Annotated in this window: 26 protein-coding genes; 2 read left to right on the plus strand and 24 right to left on the minus strand. The window is 57.6% G+C overall.

What is annotated here, in order from left to right:
* Window positions 1–101 precede the first annotated feature (101 nt).
* From NITLEN_RS18560 to NITLEN_RS09925, 8 genes are all read right to left on the minus strand, one after another.
* Window positions 102–2,939: a methyl-accepting chemotaxis protein gene (locus NITLEN_RS18560; RefSeq protein ID WP_121989450.1), complete on the minus strand. Its 2,838-nt coding sequence runs from the start codon at window positions 2,937–2,939 to the stop codon at window positions 102–104.
* A 22-nt stretch (window positions 2,940–2,961) separates the two neighbouring features.
* Window positions 2,962–3,477: a chemotaxis protein CheW gene (locus tag NITLEN_RS09895; protein WP_121989451.1), complete on the minus strand. Its 516-nt coding sequence runs from the start codon at window positions 3,475–3,477 to the stop codon at window positions 2,962–2,964.
* Window positions 3,478–3,567: 90 nt separating this feature from the next.
* Complete coding sequence (locus tag NITLEN_RS09900) at window positions 3,568–5,733, minus strand: chemotaxis protein CheA (RefSeq protein WP_121989452.1); 2,166 nt, start codon at window positions 5,731–5,733, stop codon at window positions 3,568–3,570.
* Between the two features lie 78 nt (window positions 5,734–5,811).
* Window positions 5,812–6,183: a response regulator gene (locus tag NITLEN_RS09905; RefSeq protein ID WP_121989453.1), complete on the minus strand. Its 372-nt coding sequence runs from the start codon at window positions 6,181–6,183 to the stop codon at window positions 5,812–5,814.
* A gap of 54 nt (window positions 6,184–6,237) precedes the next feature.
* Entirely contained in the window at window positions 6,238–7,326 is a 1,089-nt protein-coding gene (locus NITLEN_RS09910) for a methyl-accepting chemotaxis protein (protein ID WP_121989454.1), read from the minus strand.
* The gene (locus NITLEN_RS09915) at window positions 7,316–7,594 is read right to left on the minus strand and encodes an STAS domain-containing protein (protein WP_181416771.1); all 279 of its coding nucleotides are present in this window, start codon (window positions 7,592–7,594) and stop codon (window positions 7,316–7,318) included. The genes NITLEN_RS09910 and NITLEN_RS09915 overlap by 11 nt, the downstream gene beginning before the upstream one ends.
* Before the next feature lie 132 nt (window positions 7,595–7,726).
* Complete coding sequence (locus NITLEN_RS09920; protein WP_121989456.1) at window positions 7,727–8,542, minus strand: flagellar motor protein MotB; 816 nt, start codon at window positions 8,540–8,542, stop codon at window positions 7,727–7,729.
* A gap of 81 nt (window positions 8,543–8,623) precedes the next feature.
* Window positions 8,624–9,394 carry a flagellar motor protein gene (locus tag NITLEN_RS09925; RefSeq protein ID WP_121989457.1) on the minus strand — a complete coding sequence of 257 codons (771 nt, stop codon included), beginning with the start codon at window positions 9,392–9,394 and terminating at the stop codon, window positions 8,624–8,626.
* A 132-nt stretch (window positions 9,395–9,526) separates the two neighbouring features.
* On the opposite strand from NITLEN_RS09925, the gene NITLEN_RS09930 reads away from it, so the two are divergent.
* Window positions 9,527–9,763: a hypothetical protein gene (locus NITLEN_RS09930; protein ID WP_121989458.1), complete on the plus strand. Its 237-nt coding sequence runs from the start codon at window positions 9,527–9,529 to the stop codon at window positions 9,761–9,763.
* Window positions 9,764–9,765: 2 nt separating this feature from the next.
* Here NITLEN_RS09930 and NITLEN_RS09935 read toward each other — a convergent pair whose 3' ends face one another.
* From NITLEN_RS09935 to NITLEN_RS09975, 9 genes are all read right to left on the minus strand, one after another.
* Complete coding sequence (locus tag NITLEN_RS09935) at window positions 9,766–10,293, minus strand: chemotaxis protein CheW (RefSeq protein WP_121989459.1); 528 nt, start codon at window positions 10,291–10,293, stop codon at window positions 9,766–9,768.
* Window positions 10,294–10,319: 26 nt separating this feature from the next.
* On the minus strand, window positions 10,320–12,005 hold the full coding sequence (locus NITLEN_RS09940; protein WP_121989460.1) for a methyl-accepting chemotaxis protein: 1,686 nt from the start codon (window positions 12,003–12,005) through the stop codon (window positions 10,320–10,322).
* Window positions 12,006–12,224: 219 nt separating this feature from the next.
* A complete protein-coding gene (locus NITLEN_RS09945) occupies window positions 12,225–13,295 on the minus strand; it encodes a protein-glutamate methylesterase/protein-glutamine glutaminase (protein WP_121989461.1) in 1,071 nt (356 codons plus the stop codon).
* Between the two features lie 52 nt (window positions 13,296–13,347).
* Window positions 13,348–14,301, minus strand: coding sequence for a chemotaxis protein (locus NITLEN_RS09950; RefSeq protein ID WP_121989462.1), 954 nt, complete (start codon window positions 14,299–14,301; stop codon window positions 13,348–13,350).
* 33 nt (window positions 14,302–14,334) lie between these two features.
* Entirely contained in the window at window positions 14,335–16,212 is a 1,878-nt protein-coding gene (locus tag NITLEN_RS09955) for a chemotaxis protein CheA (RefSeq protein WP_121989463.1), read from the minus strand.
* A 124-nt stretch (window positions 16,213–16,336) separates the two neighbouring features.
* Window positions 16,337–16,975 (minus strand): protein phosphatase CheZ, encoded by a 639-nt coding sequence (locus tag NITLEN_RS09960; protein WP_121989464.1) that lies wholly within the window; start codon window positions 16,973–16,975, stop codon window positions 16,337–16,339.
* 14 nt (window positions 16,976–16,989) lie between these two features.
* Window positions 16,990–17,373, minus strand: coding sequence for a chemotaxis response regulator CheY (gene cheY, locus NITLEN_RS09965; RefSeq protein ID WP_121989465.1), 384 nt, complete (start codon window positions 17,371–17,373; stop codon window positions 16,990–16,992).
* Window positions 17,374–17,391: 18 nt separating this feature from the next.
* Window positions 17,392–18,255 (minus strand): CheR family methyltransferase, encoded by an 864-nt coding sequence (locus tag NITLEN_RS09970; protein ID WP_121989466.1) that lies wholly within the window; start codon window positions 18,253–18,255, stop codon window positions 17,392–17,394.
* A gap of 112 nt (window positions 18,256–18,367) precedes the next feature.
* On the minus strand, window positions 18,368–18,589 hold the full coding sequence (locus NITLEN_RS09975) for a helix-turn-helix domain-containing protein (protein ID WP_121989467.1): 222 nt from the start codon (window positions 18,587–18,589) through the stop codon (window positions 18,368–18,370).
* A 190-nt stretch (window positions 18,590–18,779) separates the two neighbouring features.
* Between NITLEN_RS09975 and NITLEN_RS09980 the strand changes: the two genes are divergently transcribed.
* Entirely contained in the window at window positions 18,780–19,679 is a 900-nt protein-coding gene (locus NITLEN_RS09980; RefSeq protein WP_181416772.1) for a nucleotide-binding protein, read from the plus strand.
* A 58-nt stretch (window positions 19,680–19,737) separates the two neighbouring features.
* Here the strand turns inward: NITLEN_RS09980 and NITLEN_RS09985 are convergent, their stop codons facing one another.
* The 7 genes from NITLEN_RS09985 to NITLEN_RS10015 all read right to left on the minus strand — a co-directional run bounded on the left by NITLEN_RS09985 (window position 19,738) and on the right by NITLEN_RS10015 (window position 24,650).
* Window positions 19,738–20,334 (minus strand): PilZ domain-containing protein, encoded by a 597-nt coding sequence (locus NITLEN_RS09985; protein WP_121989469.1) that lies wholly within the window; start codon window positions 20,332–20,334, stop codon window positions 19,738–19,740.
* Between the two features lie 27 nt (window positions 20,335–20,361).
* Window positions 20,362–21,783: a GGDEF domain-containing protein gene (locus NITLEN_RS09990; protein WP_181416773.1), complete on the minus strand. Its 1,422-nt coding sequence runs from the start codon at window positions 21,781–21,783 to the stop codon at window positions 20,362–20,364.
* A 104-nt stretch (window positions 21,784–21,887) separates the two neighbouring features.
* Entirely contained in the window at window positions 21,888–22,088 is a 201-nt protein-coding gene (locus tag NITLEN_RS09995) for a hypothetical protein (RefSeq protein ID WP_121989471.1), read from the minus strand.
* A gap of 23 nt (window positions 22,089–22,111) precedes the next feature.
* A complete protein-coding gene (locus NITLEN_RS10000) occupies window positions 22,112–22,438 on the minus strand; it encodes a hypothetical protein (protein ID WP_121989472.1) in 327 nt (108 codons plus the stop codon).
* A 4-nt stretch (window positions 22,439–22,442) separates the two neighbouring features.
* Window positions 22,443–22,838: a flagellar export chaperone FliS gene (fliS, locus tag NITLEN_RS10005; protein ID WP_121989473.1), complete on the minus strand. Its 396-nt coding sequence runs from the start codon at window positions 22,836–22,838 to the stop codon at window positions 22,443–22,445.
* Between the two features lie 31 nt (window positions 22,839–22,869).
* On the minus strand, window positions 22,870–24,267 hold the full coding sequence (gene fliD / locus NITLEN_RS10010) for a flagellar filament capping protein FliD (RefSeq protein WP_121989474.1): 1,398 nt from the start codon (window positions 24,265–24,267) through the stop codon (window positions 22,870–22,872).
* A gap of 20 nt (window positions 24,268–24,287) precedes the next feature.
* Window positions 24,288–24,650, minus strand: a complete 363-nt coding sequence (locus tag NITLEN_RS10015; RefSeq protein WP_121989475.1) for a flagellar protein FlaG — start codon at window positions 24,648–24,650, stop codon at window positions 24,288–24,290.
* Between the last annotated feature and the right edge of the window lie 55 nt (window positions 24,651–24,705).

Below are 24,705 nucleotides of genomic sequence, written 5' to 3' on the forward strand. Positions count from 1 at the left end.
CGTGGATCGTGGAAAGACCGAATTGATCGTGTGTGGGAGGCCCGTCGAAGCGAACGGCGCGGGGCAGGCAGAATCTGCCTACCCCACGCGAGGGCTAGAATCTAAAACTCTTCAAAATCGTCGTCTTTCCGGCGGCGATCATGGCCGTTGCCCGCTCCGACGCCGACCGGTGCCTTGGCCTCAGCGGGTTTCGAGGTAAAGGCCGGTTTCTTCAGTCCTGCTTTCGCGCCGTTGCCGGCGCTCATGGGCTTGGGAGCCGGCTTCGTGGCTGCGACGTACTCACGCCGCGGAGCGGAATGATTGTCTTCGGCCGATGTTTTGAAGACTTCGACTTGCGACATCAGTTCCTTGGCCTGGTCCTTCATGGACTGACTGGCCGAGGTGGTCTCTTCCACCAGCGCGGCGTTCTGCTGCGTGGTTTCGTCCATCTGCATGATGGCCTTATTCACCTGGTCGATGCCGCTGGCCTGCTCCTGCGATGCAGCCGTAATCTCGGCGATGATGTCCGTGACGCGCTTGACGGAGCTGACAATCTCTTCCAGCGTTTTGCCGGATTGATTGACCAACTCGCTGCCGTCGGAGACGCGCTGGATGGACTCGTTGATGAGTCCCTTGATTTCTTTGGCCGCTGTAGCGGAGCGTTGGGCCAAGTTGCGGACCTCGGCGGCCACGACCGCGAACCCACGGCCGTGCTCCCCTGCCCGGGCCGCTTCGACCGCGGCATTCAAGGCCAGGAGGTTGGTCTGGAACGCGATCTCGTCGATCACCGTAATGATGTCAGCAATCTTCTTGCTGCTCTTGTTGATTTCGCCCATCGCTTCGACCGCCCGCACCGTGACCGATCCGCCCTTGTCCGCGATATCGCGCGCGGTGATCGCCAGCTGGTTGGCCTGCTTTGCGTTGTCGGCGTTCTGCTTCACCGTGGACGTCATTTCTTCCATCGAGGCGCTGGTCTCTTCGAGCGACGAGGCCTGTTCGCTGGTGCGCTGCGAGAGATCTTCGTTGCCTTTGGTGATCTGCTCGGCGCCGGCCGTGACACTTTCTGCGGCTTCGCGGACGGTGGTCAGTGCCGTGCCCAACGTCTGGATGGCCCCGTTCAAGCTGGACTTCATCTGATCGAACTCACCCTCGTAGGACCCGGTCATTTGCTTGGTGAGGTCGTTGGCTGCCATCGCCGTCAGAACCATTTGGGCTTCGTGCAATGGCGAGACCACCGCATCCAGCATCTTATTGATACCCAAGGCGAGGGATTTGAAGAAACCCTCGAACTCTTCGGCTTTCATCCGTTGGGAGAGTTCTCCCGCAGCCGCCGCGCCGATCAGCTTGTCGATTTCGTCTTGCGCCTTCTTTTGCGCAGTGATGTCCGCCCATTCGAGCGTGTTGCCGAGATATTCTCCTGAATCGGACACGATGGCGCTGACGGTCAGGGAAAGCGTCAACGGCCCCAGCTTGATGTCCGCCCGGTGGGGAAGATTCTTCGGGTCGCCCAAGAGCCGGCGCTGCATATCGGGGACTTTATGGAAGCTGTCGATGCAGGTGCCGACAATTTTTGCGGTGTCGAACGCCGGCAGCACCTTGCGAATTTCACTTTCCAAGGCCTTCAGCTTGTTCAGAGCCGCTTTGTTGATGTAGGTGATCGTCAGGTTGCGGTCACACATCAGCACGTTGCTGGTGGAGTTATCGAGTGAGTTCTTCAGCGTCGCCATGTCTCGCTCGGCTTTCCGCTTGGCGGTGACATCGGACCATTCGAGAGAGTTGCCGAGATATTCGCCATTCTCGGAGATGATCGCGCCTACATTGAGTTCGAGAAGCAGCGGGCCGAGCTGGATATCCGCCTTGTGAGGCAAGTTGTTCGGATTGTCGAGCAGGCGGCGCTGCATCTCCGGGGCCTTGTGGAAGCTATCGATGCAGGTGCCGACGATGGTATCGGTATTGAAGGCCGGCATCACCTTGCGAATCTCGTGCTCGAGCGCCTTTAATTTATCGTACGCCGCTTTGTTGATGTAGGTGACCCGCAGATTCCGATCGCACATCAACACGTTGCTGATGGAATTGTCCATGGCGGACTTCACCAGGGCTTTTTTCTTTTCTTCCGTAACATCCAAGGCAAACGTGACGACTTTGGAGAGCTTGCCTTTCGCGTCCATAATGGGATTGTAGGACGCCTGGATCCAGAGTTCCTTCCCGCCTTTGCCGAGGCGTTTATAGACGCCGGCATCCAATTCGCCGCGGTTCAATTTGGCCCAGAAGGCTTGGTACTCAGGGCCGGCGGCATAGGCCGGATCGATGAACATCCGGTGGTGCTTGCCTGTAAGCTCATCGAGGCTATAGCCGAAACAGTTGAGGAAATTGTCGTTCGCCGTGATGATCGTCCCATCGAGATTGAACTCGACGACGGCCTGAGAGCGGTTGATCGCGTCTACTCGCGCAGCAAGATCCTTAGCGTCAAGCTTACCGGGTTTGGTGGTGGGTGCTTTCTTGCTCGTGGCCATCTTCATTCCTCCTTGTTGGATTGACGCCGGACGCGGTTCAGCTTCGCGAGCGCCTTCAAGCATGATGTGTGCGATTGTATTCAGGGCATCGGTCCAAGCCTGTTTGACATCGTGCGTCCAGGCCGGCCCGGCCAGTTCTCCCATGACTCCCAGCAGCGTTTCCGCCACCGCGCCGTAGTGAGCCGGCTGCGTGCCGTAGGCGACATGCCGGGCGCCGAGTTGCTTGAGCGCGGGCGTCAGCGTCTCCGGCTTGCGGAGGTTCTGCATGACCAGCACGAGCGAGCCGAGCAGTTTCTTTTTTTGCTCGGACATCGGCGTGCGAGCGAACATCGGCTTGACGGCCGGGTATTTGTCGAACAACCGCTCATAGAAGCGGCTGACCAGCGCTTCAGCCTGGGGTTTCAATAATGCAAAGCTGGATTCCAGTAACCCGACGTTCAAGCCCATGATGTGTAATCCTCCTTTTGTCCTAAGCCGCTACCGCGGCGGTCGTGTCTTGTAAGTCGTCATCCGAGAGCAGGCGATCCATGTCCAGGAGCGCAATGAGTTTGTCGCCGGACTTGCCGATGCCGTTCAGAAAGCTCACATCGACCTTGGCCCCGAATTGAGGGGCCGGCTGAATGTCTTTCTTGTCGATGTTCAGCACGTCGGATACGGCATCGACCACCAGGCCCATGATTTTTTCCCGCACGACCACAACCACGATGACCGTAAACATGGTGTAGTCGATCGTCTGCATGCCAAATTTCGTGCGCAGTTCTACGATCGGTACAATCGTACCGCGCAGATTCAACACGCCTTTGATATGCGCCGGTGTGTTCGGAATCTTGGTGACGGCGGTGTAGCCTTTGATTTCCTGAACCCGGAGAATATCGACTCCGTACAGCTCCTCGCCGAGCTGGAAGGTGAGGAACTGGCTGCCATCCGTCGTCAGCCCGATTTGCTGGTTGATTTCTTTTGCCGCCGTTTCAAGCGCTGCTGCCATGGCATCCTCCCCATTATTAAATAACGCGAGACCCGGAATACGTGACGTTCGCGCAGAGTCTCTGAGACGTCGGCGTGGTGCGGCGCGGCCTTATGCCGCCACCGGCACGTCGCGACGGGCAATGTCGAGCAACCCGCGCACGTCAAGAATGAATCCCACCGTGCCGTCGCCGAGAATCGTGGCTCCGGCGATTCCTTCCACTTTCCGGAAGTTCTGCTCCATACTCTTGATGACGACCTGTTGTTGCCCCAGAATTTCGTCCACCATGACGGCGACTCGTTCGCCTTCCGTCTCAAGAATTAAAAGAATGGCTTTTGTAGGGTCCGTAATTTCCGGCTGTAAGGCGAAGACTTCATACAGCCGCATCACCGGGAGATAGGACCCGTGCACGTTGACCAGTTCTCCCTTGCCTACGACCGTTTTGAGACAGTCCGCTTTGGGCTGGATCGATTGGAGAATCGACAGCAGCGGGACGATGTAGGTGTCCGAGCCCACTCGCACCGTCATCCCTTCAATGATCGCCAGCGTCAGCGGCAGCTTGAGGGTAAACGTCGTGCCCTTACCCGTGACGGTCTTGATGCTCACCGTACCGCCGAGCCCTTCAATATTGCGTTTCACCACATCCATGCCAACGCCGCGGCCGGAAACATCCGTGACTTTTTCAGCGGTGGAGAATCCGGGCCGGAAAATCAGGCCCCAGATCTGATCGTCTGAGAGTTTGTCGGTTTCGGCGATCAAGCCCTGTTTCAGGGCTTTGGCGAGGATCCGGTCGCGATTTAATCCCCGGCCATCGTCCACCACGGTGATGCAAATGCTGCCTCCCTCATGGAAAGCGCCGAGATGAATGGTCCCTTGTTCGGGCTTGCCGGCCGCCAGGCGCTCATCCGGCGGCTCCAAGCCGTGGTCCGCGGAGTTCCGCACCAGGTGCGTGAGCGGATCGCCGATGGATTCGATGACGGTTTTATCGAGCTCTGTTTCCTCCCCTGAGAGCAACAGTTGAATCTTCTTGCCGGCTTTTCCGGAAAGGTCGCGTACGAGCCTGGGAAAGCGGCTGAACGCGTTGCCGATCGGGAGCATGCGGATGCCCATCACGCGTTCTTGGATTTCGCGGGTGTTGCGTTCCAGCTGAGCGATGCGTTCGAGCAACACCGCTATCTGGCCCATCTCAAACCGTGAACCCAAATCGCTCAACATCGACTGTGTAATCACGAGTTCGCCGACCAGGTTGATCAGTTTGTCGATCTTCGCGGTATCCACGCGGATTGAGGCCGCATCGGCGGCTTTCTTCGGCGCGGCGCCCTCCTGCTGTTTTTGGAGCGCGTGCGAGATTTGCTGCGGAGTGGCGGCATGTTGCTCGATCAGGATTTCCCCGACACGCTTCTGTTGCGCCAGCGCCTTGTCCAACGTCTCTCGAGACACCACGCCGGTTTCAACGAGAATTTCTCCCAGCGGCTTGGGCTCTCCCTGCTCGGCAGGTGAGGTGGCAGATGGCGTGGCCGGGGACTGTCCGGATGGTTCGGCCTGCGCTTTGATGGTTTCAATTGTGAGTACGCTGTCGTCCCGGACGAAATCAAAGACAGCTTCAATGACGGAGGGCTGTTTGACTGTGCGCAACTCGCAGGTCCAGGAGAGGTAGCAGACTTCCGGATCGAGCGCTGAAAAGGTCGGCACGTGTCCAACGTCAAGCGAGCGAGATTCGACGGTGCCCAGCTCTTCAAGTTCGGCGATGATTCGCAAGGGATCAAGGCCTCGTTGAAAGAGCCACCCCGGCGGAGTCCAGGCAATGCGATACCGTTGCTGCGAGGGATCCGTCGATGCACCTGAGCCGGCGGCGGCGCCGGGCGCGCTTTGTTTGGGCGCTTTCGACGATTCTCCGGCGGCGGCGGCCAGTTCGCCTTCGAGTTGAGTGATCGTCGCCTGATCGGGAGCGGCTTCTCCGTGGGCTGCGTCGATCAATAACTTGAGGCAGTCGGTGGAGCGGAGCAGGACGTCCGCAATGGCCGGCGTGACAGAGAGATGCCCGTTGCGCAGTTGATCGAGGAGGGTTTCCATCTTATGCGTGAATTGCCCGACAGCGGTGAACCCGAACATGCCGCTGTTCCCTTTGATGGAATGGGCCGCGCGAAAGATGCGGTTCAGCAGGTCCAGATCTTGGGGATGCTGTTCAAGCTGAAGCAGGCCGTCTTCGATCGTGGAGAGGTGCTCGGCCGATTCCTCGAAGAAGGATTCTTGAAACTGTGAAAGATCAGTGCTCATAAATAGCTTTCCGCCTTCAGTCTTCAGCCAGCGGCCGGATCGGATGACCCGGTGTCGACGGCTGATCGCTGACGGCGTCTATGCGGGTAATACTTTCTGAATGACTTTCAACATCTGTTCGGGATTGAACGGTTTCACGATCCACCCGGTCGCGCCGGCCGCCTGCCCTGCCTTCTTCTTGTCGTCTGCCGATTCCGTGGTCAGCATGAGAATCGGTGTGAATTTGAAGGCCGCCATCTTGCGAATCTCCGTGATCAGGGTAATGCCGTCCATCTCCGGCATGTTGAGATCCGTGACGACCAGCGCCGGTTTCGCTCCCCCGTTGAGTTTGCCGACGGCTTCTTTGCCGTTCCCGGCCTCCACGACCTCGTAGCCGGCGCTGGTCAGGGTATAGGCGACCATCTGACGCATGGTCGAAGAATCATCGACTACTAATACTATCTTTCCCATCGCATCCTCCGGTTCTCGTGGTTCAATGTATGTCTTCCTTGTACTGGTGCTGTGTCAAAACAACACAATGTCTTCCGTCGGCGCTTGCGCATCCGCTGTCGGGCTGCTTTTGCCGGCGCTGGAATGGATGAGCCGCTCATCCTGCATGGTGTAACGGTTCTGCAAGTCTTGGATGAAGCGGCGCGTGCCGTCGAATGAGGCCGGCGCATGCCCGGTTTGGACGGCTGTCAGATCCTGCAACAGGAGATCCAAGGGCTCCATCACATGCTCAATCTGTTGGCGGACGCTGTCCTGAAATTGGAGGGACATGATGATGGATGCGATGTCCTGCCCGATACGTTCCGCATTCACTTTGGTTTCTCCGACATTCAACCGCAAGGCCTCGTTTTTGTCGGTCAGGGATTTGGTCATCCCGTCGAGCTTATCTTTGGAATTCAGCGTCTTCGTCAGATCGACGGAGGCCAGCGCCTGGATTTCGATCATCGCCTGCTGGCTTTGCGTCTGAACGTCGGCCACCATGGTTCTAATCCCAATGGCCGCCTGGCTCGAGCGGTTGGCGAGTTTCGTGACCTCATCGGCGACCACGGCGAATCCCCGGCCATGTTCTCCAGCGCGGGCGGCCTCGATCGCTGCATTCAGCGCCAGTAAGCGGGTTTGGTCGGCGATAAACGTAATCTCTCCCAACATGCCGCTGATCGACTTCGTGCTGGCATCCATCTTGTCCATGGTGGTGGAGACGCTCATGGCGATGGTGGCGGAGTGCATGACGTCATTGACGAAGAGTCCGAACATCTCCGACATCTGCGCGACCAGATCCTCTTCACTCACATCGCCGTTGGTGAAGAGGGCGGCCGATTCGGAGGCCTGCTGTCTGGCTCTTCCGGCGATGTCTTGAAAGCGCTGGCCTAATTGCATGATGGCCTGCTCTGTTTGTGCGATCACGTTCCGGAGTTGGCCGGTGAGGATCGGCACTAACGGCGCCAGCGTGGCGCAGATGGCTGTTTCGGGAGCCTCCCGATCAGCCATCTCTATCGCCTTCGCGAGTGCGGCGGCGCTGGTGGCCTGCTTGGCGCGACAGACGAACCACGCTCCGGTAACACCACAGGCCGTTCCTGCAAGAAACGTCGCTCCTTCAATCCACATAGGTGACCTTGCATCCCTTCGGCGGCACCCAGCCTAAACAGGCCAACTGTCCGGCGATACGTTTCGGCGTGTTGCGGAGTTCAATGGGGCCGGCTTCGCAGGCCGCGATGAGCGTTTGCAGGGCCGAGATGTCCAGCGTGCCGACTTGCGCGAGGTCGATGGCCACCCCGTGTCCCAGGTCGATGGCCGCCTGGAGCTGCCCTTTGAACTCGGCGATTTCAAAAATGGTGATATCTCCTGTCGGGGCGCACGGTGTTGGATCGGTCACGAGATCTCCATTCAGTAGCGTCTAAGGTAGAACACGAACCGCTAGGGCTATTGTGTTTGTCCCTATCGGCGTTTCTGAGTCGGTCTTTAGCCTTGTCGGAAAGATTGTTAGACTATTATTAGGTATGAGACGCTATCGCGTGGAAGGCGGCGCCGGGGCGGCCGAGATCTGCGGTGTTTCTGATGATCCGGTCGCGTCATCCGCCACCGCGTTGTCTTGCTGTTCCGGCCGCACCGGCGCATGTTCCAAAATCACCACCTCAACCCGGCGGTTTTTGGCGCGCTGCTCGAGGGTGAGATTCTCGGTCAGCGGTCGGGAGTCGGCGTAGCCGAGCGCGGCGAGGTGTTCCGCCGGCACGGAGTACAGCTCCGATAACACCCGAACGACAATGACGGCGCGGGTCGCGGACAGTTCCCAGTTCGACGGAAACAGCGCCGTGTGAATCGGAACATTATCCGTATGGCCCTCCACGCGCACCTGCCGATTCAGCTCGATCATGGCTTGGGAAAGCCCCTGAAGAAACGGAAGGGCTTCGGGGCGCACGGCGGCTTCTCCGCTGTTAAAGAGGACTTGATCCGGGATGGTGATGACGATGTCGCCATTGAGCTTTTCTTGGAGGTGCATGAAGTCGAATTGAGAGTTCGCTTTCATGTTCTTGACCAGTTCGCGCATCTTTCTGATCGCGACTTCTTTGTTGCCCGGGAGGTTTTGGGTCATCAAGGTCGGCCGCTGTTGCCCGAGCGTAAAGGCCATCGATGAAGCCGGAGGCGTCGAAATGGGATTCAAGGCGGCCTTGATGGAGTCGCTGACCGTGCGATATTTGCCTTCATTGACGGAGGAGACGGAATACATGACGACAAAGAACGCGAACAGCAGCGTGATGAAGTCGGCGTACGACACCAGCCAGCGTTCATGATTCTCATGCTCTTCGTGTTTGTGTTTGGCCATGTGTGACCGTGTACCGTGGTCAGTGTGGTAGTCGAAGCTCCGTGCCGCCGGCGCAAACGCCGCGTCGTGATGCCTTGCCGATTACTTCTTCGCCTCTTTCGAACGTTCCTCATGAGGCAGGAAGCTTTCCAGCTTTTCCTGGAGCAACCGGGGATTCTCGCCTTGGGCCAGGCCGACCAGCCCCATGATGATGATGTTCCGCGCGCCGGACTCTTCCTTCAGTTTCATCTTAATTTTGTTCGCAAAGGGCAGAAAAAAGAGGTTGGCGAGTCCGACCCCGTACACCGTGGCCACGAAGGCCACCGCGATACCGCCACCCAGCTTGGACGGATCCGCGAGATTTTCCATCACGTGAATGAGTCCCAAGACTGCTCCCAAGATGCCGACTGTCGGCGCATAGCCGCCGGCGGCTTCCCATACTTTGGCCGCCTTGACGCCGGCCTCTTCATGATGCTCGACTTCGATTTCAAGAATTTCATGCACCGCTTTTGGGTCGGTTCCGTCGACAATGAGCTGCACGCCCTTTTTGAAGAACGGATCCTTGATGTCTTTGAGTTTGCCCTCCAGGGCCAGCAAACCCTGTTTACGCGATACCGTGGCCAGATCGAGGATCAGCTTGATCGTCGCCTTTGTATCGATGGGAGTATTGCCGAAGACCATGCCCAGCGATCCGATGGACTTGATCACCACCGACAGCGGATTTTGGACGCAACAGGCTCCGATCGTGCCTCCGGCCACGATGATAAAGGCCGTCAACTGCATGATGGAGCTGAGATGGCCTCCTTCGAGCGCCTGCCCACCGATGATCGAGCCGATGGCGAGTACGATTCCGAGTAGTGTTGCTATATCCACGAGTCAGTGTGTCCTTACAATGCGCGCGCATGAGCCGGAGCGATCAGTCGGTGAAGCACGCCTACTTTTGAACTATTGCGCCTCGAATTCCGCCTCTGCTAGGGTGCGGTATCCAACAGAAGGAGCCCGCGCATGGATTCGTCTGATAGGTTGATGCTCGATGCCAAGCAAGCCATTCTGGAGGAACAACATCGCCGGTTTCAGGCCCTCCAGAAGGAAGGCAAGTGGGCGGAGGCGATGCAACAGTTCCAGGCCACGATGCATTGCGCCTCGGATCTGTTGACGGATTCCCTGACCTTGCTCGAACGAGTGCTTGAAACACATCGCCGGCTCCCCCCGGAGAATCCTCAGAACGGTCCCCTGGCATAATCCTAATGCGTGGCTGCCTCCATGGCCGCTTGTTCGCTCGGCAGCAGCAGCCGGTTCAGGTCCAGTACGATCAGCAGCCGGTCATCGATCCGCCCGACCCCCTGAGTAAACTCTGCGCCGGCTGAGTTGCCGACGGAGGGAGGCGGTTCGATCATCACTTTGGGCAACCGCAGCACTTCCACCACTTCATCGACGATGAGACCGACCATCCGCTGACGGACCAGCACCACCATGATGCGTGAGTTGTCCGTCCGGTCGACGGACGAGAGGCCGAACCGCCGGCGGAGATCCAGCACAGGGATGATCCGCCCGCGGAGGTTGATGACCCCTTCGACGAAGTACGGCGCTTTGGGGACGCGCGTCACTTCGACCATCCGGTTGATTTCCTGCACACTGAGCACATCGAGCGCGAATTCTTCATGGGCAATCCGGCACGTCACGAATTGCACCAGGTCATCCCCGCCCTTGCCTGTCCCGCTGGGCCCGGCTCCTTGTTGAACCAGGCCCGGTGTTTTCTCCTCGACAATCATCGGTGTCCCCCTTTCCTGGCTCGGGCCTAGAGCTTGAAGGATCCGACAATGCCTTGCAGTTCGGTCGCCAACTGGCTCAGGTCATGGCTGGCTTTCGCCGACTCATTGGCGCCTGACGCCGATTCCTTGGTGACCTTGGCGACATTTTCGATATCGTTCGCGATCTGTTGCGTCGCGACTGATTGCTCTTCAGAGGCCACGGCAATCTGTCTGATCATATCGGCGCTCTCGGAGACCATCTCGACGATGCGTGATAGCGCTTCGCCGGTCCGGTTCACCAGATCGACGCCACTGGTGACCTTAACGGTCCCCTGTTGCATCGACTCGACTGCGCCGCGGGTATCATGCTGAATCTGCCGGATCATGTCTCCGATTTCCTTGGTGGCTTTGGTCGTCCGTTCCGCCAACTTGCGGACTTCATCCGCGACGACCGCAAATCCACGTCCCTGTTCCCCGGCGCGGGCCGCCTCGATGGCGGCATTCAAGGCCAGCAGGTTGGTTTGGTCCGCGATGTCTTCGATGACTCGGACGATTTCGCCGATCTGATCGGACGATTTGCCGAGTTCCGAGATGATGGTGGCCGAGCTGGACACGGCATCGGAGAGTTGCTGCATCCCCGAGATGGTATCGGCAACCACCGAGCCGCCGTCTTTCGCGGTCTTCACGGTCTCTTGCGCGAGCGTCGCGGCTTTGCCGGAGTTCTGGGCCACCTGGCTCACCGTCGCGTTCATCTCTTCAACCGCGGCGGCCGTCTGAGACGCCCGCGAGGTCAGCGTATCGGTACCCTTGGAAATTTCTTCGGCAGTCGCCGACAATTCCACTGATGCCGAGGCCACTTTGTCGGTGACATGAGCGACTTTCCCGATCATGTGCTGCAACTTTTCGATGAACATATTGAAGAAGCCACCTAACAGGGCAATTTCGTCTTTCCCGTGAACCGGGACGCGCTTGGTCAAGTCGCCCTCTCCCTGCGCGATATCTTTGGTGATCGTCATCATCTCTTGAATGGGCTTCAAAATGATGCTGCGCAAGAGGAAGTAGGTCAACAGCACAATGGCCATGACAATCGTGAGGATGACGCCGGCTGTCTTTACCAAGGACTCCCTGGACAATTCTTTCGCCCTGGTCATCGGCATATTGACGGTCAGCATGCCGAGGGTATCGCCCACTTGTTTGTCAGTGTGGCAGGTGACGCAGCTCGCATTGATGGCTTTGTCGGGTGTGGCTCGGCGAAAGGTCGAGACCCCGTTGATCTCTTCGATGCGTGAAAAGCTGTCGTTTCCGGCCTGAATCGCCTTCATCGCGTCGTTTTCAAACGTGTCTTTCGCGATGTTGGCCGGATTCATCGGATTGGGGCTGATCAGCCGAATATTGAAGAGGCCGCTCTTATTGGCTTCCTCTCCCAATTCCCGCATCGCGGTGGCTGGAAATGGAATGGTGTCGGCGATGCCGATATGCTCTTTGGCCACGACGATATCCGATCCGGCCTTGGATTTCTTGATCTTGCCCACATAGTTCTGGGCGATATAGGCTCGGGTGATCTGCGTATAGCTCTCAATGACTTTCCCGCGACCTTCCAAGAGTACATGTAACTTATCGTTTTCCTGTTCCTGGATCAGGAACAAACCGATCAGCGTGATGATCGCGGCGACTCCCACGATGGCCACCACAAATTTCGGTCCGATGTTCATATTCTTCATCAGCGTCTTCATAGGTCCTCCTACCTGCTACGTGTGAATGAAATGAGTGCGTGCCCTATCAATCCCGTCTCGCTCGTCGTAGTTCGTGCACCAGATGACACTCTTGCCGTAACGGTAGGAGCGGTCACTACCGTATCGGCTGTTTCTCGTATTCCTGTACTGCTATGTCATCGTCAATACCTCGCCGATTGTGCGATCGAACCGTGCCCGGATCGATGCATCCCTCTTCCGTTACACCATGTTCAACACTTCGCCGATGATGTGCGGCAACGGCACAACTTTATCCGCGCAGCCTGCTTCCACGACTGCTTTGGGCATGCCATAGACGATGCAGGTCTTTTCATCTTGCGCGATGGTCCGGCCTTTTGAGGCTTTAATTGCTTTCATCCCCTCAAGTCCGTCATGGCCCATGCCGGTAAGAATAATGCCGATGCCGCGTTCCCCATAAAGCGCCGCGACCGATTGCAACATGATGTCGGCGGCCGGCGCATGCAGGTGCTTTTCATAATTCGGGCTCAGAGAGACGACATTGACGGTAATGGACTTCTTCTTGACTCTAAACTGCATACCGCCCGGCGCGATCAGGACGCGGCCGGCTTTGACTTCATCACCGTCGGCCGCTTCTTTGACTTCCAACGGACAAATTTGGTTCATGCGCTCGGCAAAGGGCTTGGTGAACGATTTCGGCATATGCTGGACGATGACAATGCCCGCGGGAAAATCGGCCGGCAGCATCGGCAGGATTTCCATCAACGCTTGCGGTCCCCCGGTCGAGCAGCCGATAGCCACAAGGCGGTTGCCTCTGGTGACGCTGATCGAATGGGCCGACAAGGCGCCGCCGGCTGGTTTCGCAATCGCGGCCATCGGACTGCTGGAGCGCCGAATTGCCAGTTTCCCGGTCGCTTGGCTGGCGCCCACAATCTTGGCGACCAATTCACGCTCAATCTCGACGATATTGGTGGCGACTCCATCCAATTGTTTCGGAATGAAGTCGACCGCCCCATATTCCAGGGCTTTCAGCGTATCGTTGGCGCCTTCCGTCGTGAGCGAACTGACCATGACGATGGGAACCGGGAATTCCGCCATGATGCGTCTGACCGCTTCAATGCCGTTCATGCCAGGCATTTCCACGTCCATGGTCACGACATCGGGTTTTAAGGCTTTGACCTGTTGAATCGCTTCTTCCCCGTTTCGAGCCAACCCGGCAATGGCGATGCGAGGATCGCTGGTCAGCATCGTGGACAGGCTTTTTCTCATAAACGTCGAGTCATCGACGACCAGGACTTGAATAACTTTGGCCATAACTGAGTAAACCCTTCCTTCTTGGTTGTGCTCCTGCGCGGTGCGCCGGGCCCTAGAGGATGTAACGGGTCAATTTTTGAGAGAACTCTTTCGGGTCGAATTTCGTGACGTAGTCGGTGGCGCCGACCTGTGCGCCTTTTTCCTGATTGCAGCTGCCCGTCAAGGAGGAGTGAAGCACGACAGGCAGATGCGCCAGTCTTGGATCGGACCGAATGTGCTTGGTCAGGGTAAACCCATCCATGTCGGGCATTTCAATGTCACTGAGGATCAGCTGAATGCGATTGACCTGCGGCAGCCCTTGCTTGACCGCATCTTCGGCCAGTTCCGTGAGATAGTCCCAGGCTTCTTTGCCGGTGGTGGTTTGCACAAAGGCGATGCCCATCTTTTCGAGCGCTTTGCGGATCTGAGTCCGCGCCACGGACGAATCGTCGGCGAAGAGGACGCACTTCGACTTCAACTCTGGCCGTATATCAAGGCCGGCATAGACTTCCTCGTCCGGTCTCGGGCAAATATCGCTGAGCACCTTCTCGACATCCAGGATCAGCACCATGCGGCTGTCGTCCAGCATGGTAACGGCGGTGACGGCCCCCTTGTTGTTTTCACGCACCAAGGCGGGCGGCGTTTTGATTTTGGACCAGGACGTTCGGATGATGCGGTCGACCGCCGCGACATGAAAGGCCTGCAAGCTGGCGTTGTATTCGGTGATGATCAGGATCCCGTTTTCCTTGCACTCGGGCTTTGTCAGATCGACATCCTGCTCGCCCAGCCCCAGGGCCCGTCGCAACGCAATGACCGGCACCATCGTGCCGCGGATATTAGCCATCCCCAGCACACGGCTGTCGGCTTCAGGCACTCTGGTCAAGGGCGGCAGTTTCATGACCTCACGAACTTTGAACACGTTGATCCCGAAGACTTCTCCGGTGCCGAGATGGAATAAGAGCAGTTCCATCTGATTGGCGCCGGCCAATCTCGTGCGTGCATCGATTTCATTAATCAGCGTAGACATCAGCGAACTCCTTTGCGGCCCCTGCCCGTTGTCCTAAGCCACCATGGCGGAGGCATGCCAGGCTTGGGCGTTCTCCACGAGCTCTGAAATATCCAGAATGAGTACGACTTTTCCTTCGCCGGTAATCGTGGCGCCGGAAATGCCTTTGATACTGTCCAGATATTCCCAAATGGACTTGATCACGACTTCTTCCTGCGAGCGCAATTCATCAACGACGACGCCGATCCGGCGATCCCCGAGCGCGGCGACCACCACGTAGAACCGGTCGCGCTCCTTGTCCGTTGGAATTTCAAACTCCTTGGCCAGACGCAACAGCGGAAGGACTCGGTCGCGAAGGTGTAAGACCTCCCGTCCGTTGATGGTTTTGATTTCAGATTTGGAAATTCGCACCGCCTCGATGACCGAACTCAAGGGAATGGCAAACGTGGCTCGTTCTACTTCGACCATGAGCGCTTGAATGATGGCGATGGTCAGCGGCAGCTTGATCGTGATGAGACTGCCCTTGCCTTCTTCGGATTCGATCTCCACCGTGCCGTTCATCTTGCGAATGTTCGTCCGTACGACATCCATGCCGACGCCGCGGCCGGAGACATCCGTGACTTTTTCCGCCGTGCTGAATCCCGGCAGGAATACCAAGTTGACGACTTCCCGTGGCTCCATCGTCGCCAGCTCGGCTTCGCTGATAAGGCCTTTCGATAGCGCTTTGGCTTTGATCTTGCTGAGCGCAATCCCTTTGCCGTCGTCCTGGATGCGGATGACGATGCTGTTGCCTTCCTGGCTGGCGGCAATGCGCAGAACTCCCTCACTGGGTTTTCTGGCGGCATGGCGTTCAGTCGGCATTTCGATACCGTGATCGATGGCATTGCGGACCAAGTGGACGAGCGGATCGCCGATTTCGTCGGCCACTGACTTGTCGAGTTCCGTTTCTTCTCCGTGCGTTTCCAGCCTGACTTGCTTGCCGAGCTTCGCAGACAGGTCTCGTACCATGCGGGGCAGTTTGGCCATCACTTTTTTGATCGGCAGCATGCGCGTCTTCATGACGGCGAGTTGCAAGTCGGTCGTCACGAGGTTCAGCTGTGTGAGCGTTTCACTGAGCGCGCGGACCTGCGGATCTGTTTCGTGCGTTTGCTCAAGCACTCCGCCGATCTTGATGAGGCGATTTCTTCCGAGGACCAATTCACCGACGAGATTCATGACGGAATCGAGCCGTCTCGTTTCCACACGGATCGTGGCATCCTCTTCCGCCTTGGGGTGCTTCTCTTGCTTCTGTAAGGCTTGATCGAGCGCCTTTTCGGAGATGGCTTTCGCCTGAATGAGCAATTCTCCAAGCGGTTGCTTGGGGTCAGGTTGCTTGGATTGTTCCGTCAAGGCATCGAAGACCTGTTCTTTGGTCGCCAGGCCCTCGGTGACGAGAATTTCTCCCAACTGTGGGGGCGGAGCCGCCGCCGCTGGCGGTGCCGATACGGGTTCCGGCGCCTGGGCTGCCGGAGGCGCTGGGGGAGTAGCCGTCGCCGCGCTGAACTTGCCGGCCAGAATATCATCGAGCTTTTGCGACATCGCCTCCACCGGAATCTTGACGTCCGTCCCGGAAGAGCGGATCTCGGCCATGATCATCTTGACGGTATCGACGGTTTCGAGAATGACCGTGATGATTTCCGGAACGACCGCCATTTCCCCTTGCCGAAGTTTATTGAGAATGCTTTCTGCCCGGTGGGTCACATCGACGAGATGATTGAATCCCAAAAAGCCGGCTGAGCCTTTCATGCTGTGCATGGCCCGGAAGATCTCGTTGAGAAGATCTTTATTGTCCGGCTGGGTTTCAAGCTCGACGAACTTCTGATCGAGTCCGTCGATCATTTCCGTCGTTTCGGTCAGAAAGTCGTTGAGTATTTCCTGTGTTTCATCGTCCATGGCACCCTCCGGTATGAACTGCCGTGATGTGTGACGCGCAAGCAGAGATTGGGCTTGCGTGCGGTGTCATTGTCTGAGAACCGACACTCGGTACGTCACCCTTCACCGTTCACTCATCACGCGATCAATTAAATCCGAACTGCTTCAAAATCTCGTCCGCGACATCCTGATTCATCGAGGTATTCTTCGACGCTTCCAACTGTTTCAGCATTTCCGATGCCTTCCCGGTTTCTTCTTTGCCGGCGCCTTTGGTGTAGGGGCCGAAGACGACGACGAGTTCGAGCAGCTTGTGCTCGACTTCCTCGACGATGGTCACGAGCTTGTTGACGCGCTGGGCCACGAGGTCCTGGAACGACAAGGCGGTGATGATATCGATGAGCGGCTTGTCGTCCTTTTTTATTCCCGCGCGGATGGATGCGAGGGCTGCCGCTTCATCGCCGGTCAGGTGCTGAGCCAGGGCATCCATTTGAGCGAAGACGCGCTTGTGATTGTCCGTGACTGTTTCAACCAGCTGCATGATCGTATGGGTGCCGTCTTCCGTCAGCTTGCGCAGATCGCGCAGATGCGCAGTCGCATCGGGGAGCTGTTCTGAGGTCGCACTCATCGGGGCGCTGAACTGCGAGATGGTCTTGATCGTCTTATCGATAAAGCGGGTCAATTCACCAAGTTTCTCGTAGAGCGCCGTGTCCGGATTCTCGGCATCAATGTCGTCGTCCAGGCTCTGTGAAGGAGCAGGGGTATTCACATGTGCTCGTGAAGTCATGAGTGCGATCCTTCCTATTTGTTGAAGATCTTATTGATCTTCTCCTGCATGGTTTCCGCCGTGAACGGCTTGACGACGTAATTGTTGACGCCTGCTTGGATGGCTTCGATGAGATTCTCTTTCTGCGCTTCGGCCGTCACCATGAGGACCGGGATATGCTTCAACTTTTCGTCCGCCCGAATGGCGCGCAGCATCTCGATGCCCGGCATGACCGGCATGTTCCAATCCGATACGACAAAGCCGAACGGCTCGGCCCGCAACTTTTGCAGCGCCTCCTGCCCGTTCTCGGCTTCTTCCATGTTGGAAAAGCCCAGTTGCTTGAGAATGTTTTTGACGATGCGACGCATGGTGGACATGTCATCGACGACGAGAATCTTCATGTTGAGATCTGCTGGCATGGGTCCTCCTCTAGTCTCTTATATTTTCTGATAGACGACCGCGCGGCCGATGTGTTGTGACCGGAGCACATCGCTCATCTTGGTCAGGGATTCTGAAAAACCGATGATCAGATAGCCGTTGGGTTTAAGCGCGCCCGCGATATCGATCGCAATCTGATGTTTCGCTTTCTCATCGAAATAGATCAGGCAATTCCGGCAGAACACGATATCGATGCCTCGCACCAACTTGAGGCGCGGGCGGTCATAGAGATTGAGATTCATGAACTTCACCCGGCTTTTGATCGTTGAAGAAATAGCGAAGTTCTCCCCTTGCGCATTGAAATGCCGGGTCTTGAGATGCGGCGGGACATGACGCAAGGCGTGCGCGGTGTAGACGCCCGCGCTGGCCATCTTCAGGATCGGTTCACTGATGTCCGTGGCCAGGATTTCAATATTCCAGTTCACCAGCGGCGCGTAGTCCGACAGCATCAAGGCCAGGGTGTACGGCTCATCGCCCGATGAGCAGGCGGCGCTCCAGATCCGGATCTGTCGGGACGCTTTATTCGCTTCCATGACGGCCGGGATCACGGTCTTGATGAACGAGTCGAGCTGCGGTTGATCCCGGTAGAAATAGGTCTCGTTCGTAGTGATCAGGCCATAGAGCGAGACCAGCTCCCGGTCGCGATACGTATCGAAGCGGAGATAGTTGACATAGTCGGCATAGGTCGCGAGTTTGTGTTCCTTGAGACGGGATGCGAGGCGGCTCTCCAGAAGATATTTCTGGTTCTCCTGAAAGGTGATCCCTGTCTGTTCGTAGATAAATTCCCGCAGCAGCTTGAAGGTCTCGGCATCCATGCCTCGCTTGCTGTTTTCCGCTTCTGCTTTTGTGACTGGACTGCCCATGAGACTCCCTTACCCGCCTGCGGGGGTTGCACATTGGCCGTGGTATTCCCCGCTATGGGGCGCACCTCGACCGTCGGAGGTTATACTCAGCCGCTCTTTGCCGCGAATGGAACTATGCGGCTTGTGAGCGACTGTGCATCCAGTCATGGATGTCGCGTCGCAGGAAGCGCCAATGCTTCCCGATCTTCGATGCCGGCAATTCGCCGACACGCGCGAGCTTATAGACGGTGGACTTGGGCACACGAAGAAAGCGCGCCACTTCCTGGACCGTTAAGATCTCGCCATCCGTTGTGTTTGCCTGGGTCACGATTGATGCGGTCGTAGGATTATTCATAGTGAGTGGGTTATCGGTGTGCCTGATAGAAAACTTGAGAGGACGCTTGCGTCGAATAGCGCAGCGCGTCTCCCGGTGTGATCGATTGGGAGCGAGCCACGCGCGGAGTGAACGGTTGTGCTTAGGTTCGGCGGAAATTCAGCCGATGAAGGATTCGTTATCCATCCCCAACCATCAGGAACTTTGCGCAATGGCCACGATCGTCTCGATCGCATCGGGAAAAGGAGGAGTCGGCAAGAGTGTGGTGTCGGCGAACCTCGCGCTCTTGTTGGCCAAGCACGGGCACCGCGTGGTCTTGGCCGACCTCGATGTAGGCGGCGCGGATAGTCACATTCTGTTCGGTCTCCTGAATCCTCCGCTGACGTTGACCGATTTTCTGAATCGTCGCGTCGCCACGCTGTCGGAAATTGCCCAGCCCTTGTCCGTACATAAGAACCTCCGCATCATTCCTGGCACCGGCGACACGCTGGCCACGGCCAACATGCCCTATTCGAAGAAAAAGCGGCTGATCAAAAACTTCCAGGAATTGGATACTGACGTCATTGTCGCGGATATCGGCGCCGGAACCAGTTATCATGCGCTCGATTTCTTTCTCATGGCTGATCACCATGTCGCGGTGGCCACGCCTGACCCGACCTCAGTCTTGGACCTCTATCGCTTTATCAAGCTGGCGGCGATTCGCCGTGTGCTGTCGTCGTTTCTGGCCCGGGATGCGATGGCCGAGGCATTGTCGGATCGCGATTTCAGCAGCGTCGAAGAAGTATTAGATGTGGCGGGCAAGACGGATGAAGCGGGACGAGTGATCGCTGAGACCTCATTGCGGACGTTTCAACCGGCCCTGATTTTGAATCGTGTCGCCGGTCGCTCGCGGGTCAATGTCTTGCAGCTTCGGAAACTCTTGAAGGAGTATGTCGGCGGCGACCTGACGCTTCTGGGGGAAATTCCCGACGATCCCGCCATGGAACGGGCGGTGCGCAGCTATCTTCCTGTGACCGAACTGGAGCCGGCAGCCCCCGCCGCCGTGGCGCTCGGACGCATTGCCGACACGTTGCGGCAACGCATTCAGGATGCTTCCGCGAAGGCCGCCTAGCGACAACCAGCAGGCATGATCCGTTCAACTCGATTGAGGTGTGAGGACGAGCGTCGTCTCAAGCACTGGCGCGTCTGGCTCGGAGCCGTTCTGCCTGTGTCTGAATAATGTGGCGGATAATATGCTCTTGCTCATCTGGGGCCAGTTCGACGTACTGTGTGGCGATGAGGTAGCCGGGTGCTCCGGTCAGCGGTGACGTGCGAATGACCTTCGCAGTGGTGTTGACGGGAGTGAAGGGCGGAAGAATCAGCTTCAGCGTCAAGAGGTCCGACGGTTGGAATGGTCGCGGTGAGACGAAACTGATTCCTCCCCCGCTGATATTTACCTCGGTGAGTCGCGCGATGGCGATACTGTCAGGCTGCATATGCGCCATGCCGCGCAGCAGTACCTCCATCAACCAATCCACTTTCATGATCCACGGAAGCAAGGGAGACGTCGCCAGCGCATCGCCTGAGCGCGCAAGCAGATCGGCGGTCGGTTTGCCGACGGCAGCCGCAATCATCTCGTCGGTCAGCGGCGGCGTACTCGGCTGAGGGGCGTCGGCTGATTCGCTCGTCAGGCGGTACTCCATCAAAAGATGGTCGTCGACACGGATCCACTCCCGGCGTTCATCGACGGCGAGAGAAGATTCTTTGAGCGACTGGGTGTGATTCATCGTGGGGCTGAGTCTTTCTTACACAGCTTAGGCGGCGACGCAGAGCGTGGCCGCCTGAACCGGAGCGAGTGGAACTGGCGCATGGACGACCACGCGATTACGCCCCTGCGCCTTCGCGTGGTAGAGAGCCGTATCGGCTGCATTGACCCAATCTTCAACCGAGGCAATGGCCGGGTTGCACACTTCGGCGATTCCAATGCTGGCCGTCAACCGCACCGTGCCGTCTTCGACGTCGAATGCATGGGTTTCAATGAGGTTGCGCAGGCGCTCGGCTAAGGGCTGAGCCTGCTCGATTGAGGTATGGGGCAGGATGATGGCAAATTCCTCTCCCCCGTACCGGCCGACCATATCGACGTCGCGCACCGTGTCGGTCATCAACGAGGCCAGCTCCCGCAATACCAGATCGCCGGCCGTGTGCCCTAAGCGGTCGTTCACGGTTTTAAAGTAGTCGAGATCCAGAATCGCCAGGCAAGCCGGCGCTCCGTAGCGGAGGCCCGCCTTCAATTCACGCATCAAGGGTTCATCGAGGGCACGACGGTTGAAGACGCCCGTCAGAGGGTCTCGCAAAGCCATGTCGTGGAGATCCTGGTGGGCATCGGCATTCCGCAACGTGAGGGAGAGTGACGTGCCGATGGTTGCCAACAACTGCTGTTCGTCTTCTGTGAAGGGCTGGGATCCCGCTCGTTGAACGTGGAGCACCCCGATGGCGTGCGGTCCGATCGCCAGCGGAATGTCGTGCATCGCGTGGGCGTCCGGCTGCGGGAGCGCAAGAAGGGCATCGTCGCTTCTTATCGACGGCATGGGATGCGATCCGACCAGGCGCAAGGTCGTCGCTCCTGCTGTGACTCGCTGCGGCGCTCGTCCAAGCCGTCCGAGTAGTTGGGCGTTGAGGGCCTGTTCCCGTTCCTGATTGCCGTCCTTCGACCACGTCCACACGTGTTCCGGATTTGTGCGGACTAAACCAATCAGGTCTGCCCCGATGAGTGCGGGGACGCCGGTAAAGAGGGCTTGAACGACATCTTCGGGCTGTAAGGATCTGGCCAGCGCTTGCGTCAATTGATTGAGTCCGGCCAAGCGTTGATTGAATTGTTTGAGAGTATCGCGCTCATGGGCCAGCGATTGATTGGCGGTGGCGAGATCTCCGGAGAGGTTGCGGACTTCCAAAAAGATTTGGCGGTTGGTGAGCCCACTGGTCAGAGAGTCGGTCAGGCGCGAGAGGGAACAGGGCCAATTGACATAATCGAAGGCCCCGTTGCGAAGAAACTGCGCGACCGTGTCCGGTTTCTGGTTCCGTCCGACGAGAATAATACAGAGGTCACTTTGTCGAGCGGCCATGGCCTTGAGGAAAGCCAGCGTGTCTGCCGCGCGCGCGCCCGCTTGATACACGATAGCCTGGACATCCGCGGTGCGGCCGGTGATGAGTGTGCAGTCTCGTTTTGCGACGGGCACGAAGACCAATCCTTGTCGCGCGAGCTGAATCCAGCGCATGTCACGATGGAAAGCCGGGGTTCCGGCGAGCAGTATACGCGAGCGACCGTCGTGCGATTGCTGGCTCACTTGGACCTCTTGGGGTTATCGCGGTCATGTTCTGGCAGTGCGGTGACGTGCTCATGCCGTTCCCGCGCTTCCGCGGAAACCGAAACGCGGTCGGCCTGACCGCTCACTGGTTCGAGTGCCTTTGCAGGCGGTGCCGGCTGGAGCGCACGTTGATAGGTGCGGACCAGGTTATGGATCTGATGGACGGCGATCCCCATGTGCCTCTCCCGGGTGCGATTGGTTAAACGAGCCGCTCAATCGTCCCTGAGTCCGAAGACCACGCGCCATTCCATTGGCGCAGTCCTTGTAGCCGTTGGCGAGTCTTGGCCGCTTCATCAAGCTGTGAAGTCAAGCCTGCCTGGGCCACCGAAATCTGTTCCGCGATCGTGCGATCAACCGACAGCACATAGGCTCGATGTTCGGGGGAGAGGGATTCCTGAGAGAGGAGTCCTTCTCGCAATTGATAGTAGTGCTCCACCCGATTCCACTCCCCTCGGGCCGCTGCGATCCCTGCCGCATCGGTAACCGCCATGATCGTATCCAGGTGCTCGTCGGATCCTTGGTCCATGTGATTATCGGGCGAGCGCCAGCGGGGCCTGCTGCTGCGCCGCGACCTCTCTCCAGGCTTCCCGCAAGGTGGTGAGGCATCGGGCTGGTCCATCGAGCCGAGCACTCACATGCTTGGCATTGGCTTCCACCAGTTCGCTCAGCATGTAGTCGTAGAGTCGATGCAATGACTTCGCGATCTCCCCGCCCTGCTCATAATCCAGTACACTGTCGAGTTCTCCTACAATGGAGATGGCACGGCCGATGAATCGGGCTTTATCGCGGTAGTTGTTGGTCTCGATGGCGCGGCGTGTCAATTCGATGGATTGAATCGCAGCATCATAGAGTAAGACCACGATTTGTACCCGAGAAGAGGTGAGGATTTGCGTCTGCTGATACTGCTGGGCGTATTGTGCGACCATAGCTGTGTGTATCCCCTACTGCGTAATAAGCTCAGTTTCCGCTGGACGAATTCGATTGAAGTGAAGAGGTTTGGCTCTGGAGGCGCCTGAGCAGACCATCCAGTGACGCATATTGGGCTTTGAGCCGCTCTTCGTACTTGGCGACCGCGTCTTCTTTTCTCAGAATGTCTGCGGACAGACTGGTAATCTGTTTGGCGATGCCGTTCTTTCGGAGCGTCAATTGACCGGATGCCACGTTGGTCAGCGAGTCGATTGCCGTATTGAGCAACTGGGCGACCCCGGCGCTTCCTGTTTGACTGACAAACAAGGTCCGGACACTGCTGTAACTGGCGCTCAATGCGGTATCGAGCTTTGCTTCATCGACGGTGATGGTTCCCTCTCGATCCGTCTTGAATCCCAGATTTCCGAGGGTATTCAGAGATCCCGCGCCGGGGATCGAGGCGGAGAGCGCCGTGCGAATCTGGGAAAGGATTCCGCGAACGGTCGGTTCTCCGAAGAAGTTTCCGCCCTTTTTCGTGGCCACATCGTAGGTCGTGCGCTCATTGATGTATTTGAGGACTTCGTTATAGGCGGTCGCCAACCCTTTGATGTTGTCTTTCACCGCGGTGACATCGCGGCTCACATTGACCTGAACGGTCGATGTTCCAGTGGTCTTCAATAACGTGAGCGTGACGCCGGCAATGGCATCGGAGATGGCATTGGTGCTCCGTGTCACGGTAACAGGGTTGAGCGCCGGGTCTCCGACAATGGCAATGGCATCTTGAGCGGCTTGCAGCGTATCGACGCCGCCGGTTCCGCTGCCGTTTGTGAAATCCAGCGTCGTATTGTCGGCCACGATGGTGATGCCGTTGGACGCGCCTGTGGTGGCGGATGTGAGGACGAGCCGATAGGCCGGAGTCGTATCCGATCCGGTATTGATAATCGAAGCCGTTGCACCGGCGCCGAGATCGTTAATCGCGCTTTTGAGATCTTCCAGCGTTGCCGTGTCGCTGAGCGTCACCGTTTGATCGACTCCGCTGCCGATTTTGAAGGTGAAGGTGCCTGAGGCTCCTGCGACGATATCGGTCGTCGTCGCGGCCACGGTTTTGGCGGCTTTGTTCGTGATTTGATTGGACTGCGCGAGCTGAGTGACCTTGATCGCGTACGTGCCCGATGTGGCAGTGGAGGAGCCGACGGCGCTCAACGCACTGGTATCGGACACGCTTGTCGTGGTCCGGTCAAATGAGGTCGAGAGCCGCAGCTTATCCGCAGCGCTCTGGAGGCCGATCAGTTTGGTGCTCAAGGTCGCGTAGTCGGTCGACTTTGAACTGAGGGCGCCTTTTTTTTCGTTCAGGCTGTCAACCGGCAAGTGTGCGACCTTGACTAGTTGTTCAACCACTTTCCCGAAATCAAGTCCGTTCCCCAGACCGCCAAAGCTGATGGTTGCCATATCTCGTGCCTCTCGCGGGCTTACGCCTCTTTCTTGAGAAGGATGCCTTTCGATTTGTCAAAAAACTTTGCCAATTCGACCACCTCTTTCGGTGGCAATTCACGGATCACTTTGCCTGAGTCCGTGGCAATCACTTTGACAATCACGCGCTCCGTGGAATCATCGACTTCAAACTTCAAATTCGTGTCTTGTGCCTGTACGTCTTCACTGACCTTGGCCACCGCCTGTTCGAGTGTCGTGCGATCAATCGGGGAGGTTGGCGTTTTCTCGGTATCAGATTGCGTCCGTGCGACAGTCGGCTGTTTCGCCGCTGCATGATCCGGTTCACCCCCGCGGGCGGGTGTGGTCAGGAGATCTGCTTTGCCGGTTACCGATGTAATCATGGCAGCCTCCGTGTGAACCTGAGATTGGGGCGGCCGCTCATGAAGAGCGGCCGCC

The sequence above is a fragment of the Nitrospira lenta genome (assembly GCF_900403705.1).
GTDB classification, from domain to species: domain Bacteria; phylum Nitrospirota; class Nitrospiria; order Nitrospirales; family Nitrospiraceae; genus Nitrospira_D; species Nitrospira_D lenta.

Excerpts from the sequence above, each read along its gene's own strand:
- NITLEN_RS18560 (WP_121989450.1), bottom strand. The coding sequence starts at position 2,939 with ATGGGCTTGAACGTCGGGTTACTGGAATCCAGCTTTGCATTATTGAAA.
- NITLEN_RS09895 (WP_121989451.1), bottom strand. The coding sequence starts at position 3,477 with ATGGCAGCAGCGCTTGAAACGGCGGCAAAAGAAATCAACCAGCAAATC.
- NITLEN_RS09900 (WP_121989452.1), bottom strand. The coding sequence starts at position 5,733 with ATGAGCACTGATCTTTCACAGTTTCAAGAATCCTTCTTCGAGGAATCG.
- NITLEN_RS09905 (WP_121989453.1), bottom strand. The coding sequence starts at position 6,183 with ATGGGAAAGATAGTATTAGTAGTCGATGATTCTTCGACCATGCGTCAG.
- NITLEN_RS09910 (WP_121989454.1), bottom strand. The coding sequence starts at position 7,326 with ATGTGGATTGAAGGAGCGACGTTTCTTGCAGGAACGGCCTGTGGTGTT.
- NITLEN_RS09920 (WP_121989456.1), bottom strand. The coding sequence starts at position 8,542 with ATGGCCAAACACAAACACGAAGAGCATGAGAATCATGAACGCTGGCTG.
- NITLEN_RS09930 (WP_121989458.1), top strand. The coding sequence starts at position 9,527 with ATGGATTCGTCTGATAGGTTGATGCTCGATGCCAAGCAAGCCATTCTG.
- NITLEN_RS09935 (WP_121989459.1), bottom strand. The coding sequence starts at position 10,293 with ATGATTGTCGAGGAGAAAACACCGGGCCTGGTTCAACAAGGAGCCGGG.
- NITLEN_RS09940 (WP_121989460.1), bottom strand. The coding sequence starts at position 12,005 with ATGAAGACGCTGATGAAGAATATGAACATCGGACCGAAATTTGTGGTG.
- NITLEN_RS09945 (WP_121989461.1), bottom strand. The coding sequence starts at position 13,295 with ATGGCCAAAGTTATTCAAGTCCTGGTCGTCGATGACTCGACGTTTATG.
- NITLEN_RS09950 (WP_121989462.1), bottom strand. The coding sequence starts at position 14,301 with ATGTCTACGCTGATTAATGAAATCGATGCACGCACGAGATTGGCCGGC.
- NITLEN_RS09955 (WP_121989463.1), bottom strand. The coding sequence starts at position 16,212 with ATGGACGATGAAACACAGGAAATACTCAACGACTTTCTGACCGAAACG.
- NITLEN_RS09960 (WP_121989464.1), bottom strand. The coding sequence starts at position 16,975 with ATGACTTCACGAGCACATGTGAATACCCCTGCTCCTTCACAGAGCCTG.
- cheY (WP_121989465.1), bottom strand. The coding sequence starts at position 17,373 with ATGCCAGCAGATCTCAACATGAAGATTCTCGTCGTCGATGACATGTCC.
- NITLEN_RS09970 (WP_121989466.1), bottom strand. The coding sequence starts at position 18,255 with ATGGGCAGTCCAGTCACAAAAGCAGAAGCGGAAAACAGCAAGCGAGGC.
- NITLEN_RS09975 (WP_121989467.1), bottom strand. The coding sequence starts at position 18,589 with ATGAATAATCCTACGACCGCATCAATCGTGACCCAGGCAAACACAACG.
- NITLEN_RS09980 (WP_181416772.1), top strand. The coding sequence starts at position 18,780 with ATGGCCACGATCGTCTCGATCGCATCGGGAAAAGGAGGAGTCGGCAAG.
- NITLEN_RS09985 (WP_121989469.1), bottom strand. The coding sequence starts at position 20,334 with ATGAATCACACCCAGTCGCTCAAAGAATCTTCTCTCGCCGTCGATGAA.
- NITLEN_RS09995 (WP_121989471.1), bottom strand. The coding sequence starts at position 22,088 with ATGGGGATCGCCGTCCATCAGATCCATAACCTGGTCCGCACCTATCAA.
- NITLEN_RS10000 (WP_121989472.1), bottom strand. The coding sequence starts at position 22,438 with ATGGACCAAGGATCCGACGAGCACCTGGATACGATCATGGCGGTTACC.
- fliS (WP_121989473.1), bottom strand. The coding sequence starts at position 22,838 with ATGGTCGCACAATACGCCCAGCAGTATCAGCAGACGCAAATCCTCACC.
- fliD (WP_121989474.1), bottom strand. The coding sequence starts at position 24,267 with ATGGCAACCATCAGCTTTGGCGGTCTGGGGAACGGACTTGATTTCGGG.
- NITLEN_RS10015 (WP_121989475.1), bottom strand. The coding sequence starts at position 24,650 with ATGATTACATCGGTAACCGGCAAAGCAGATCTCCTGACCACACCCGCC.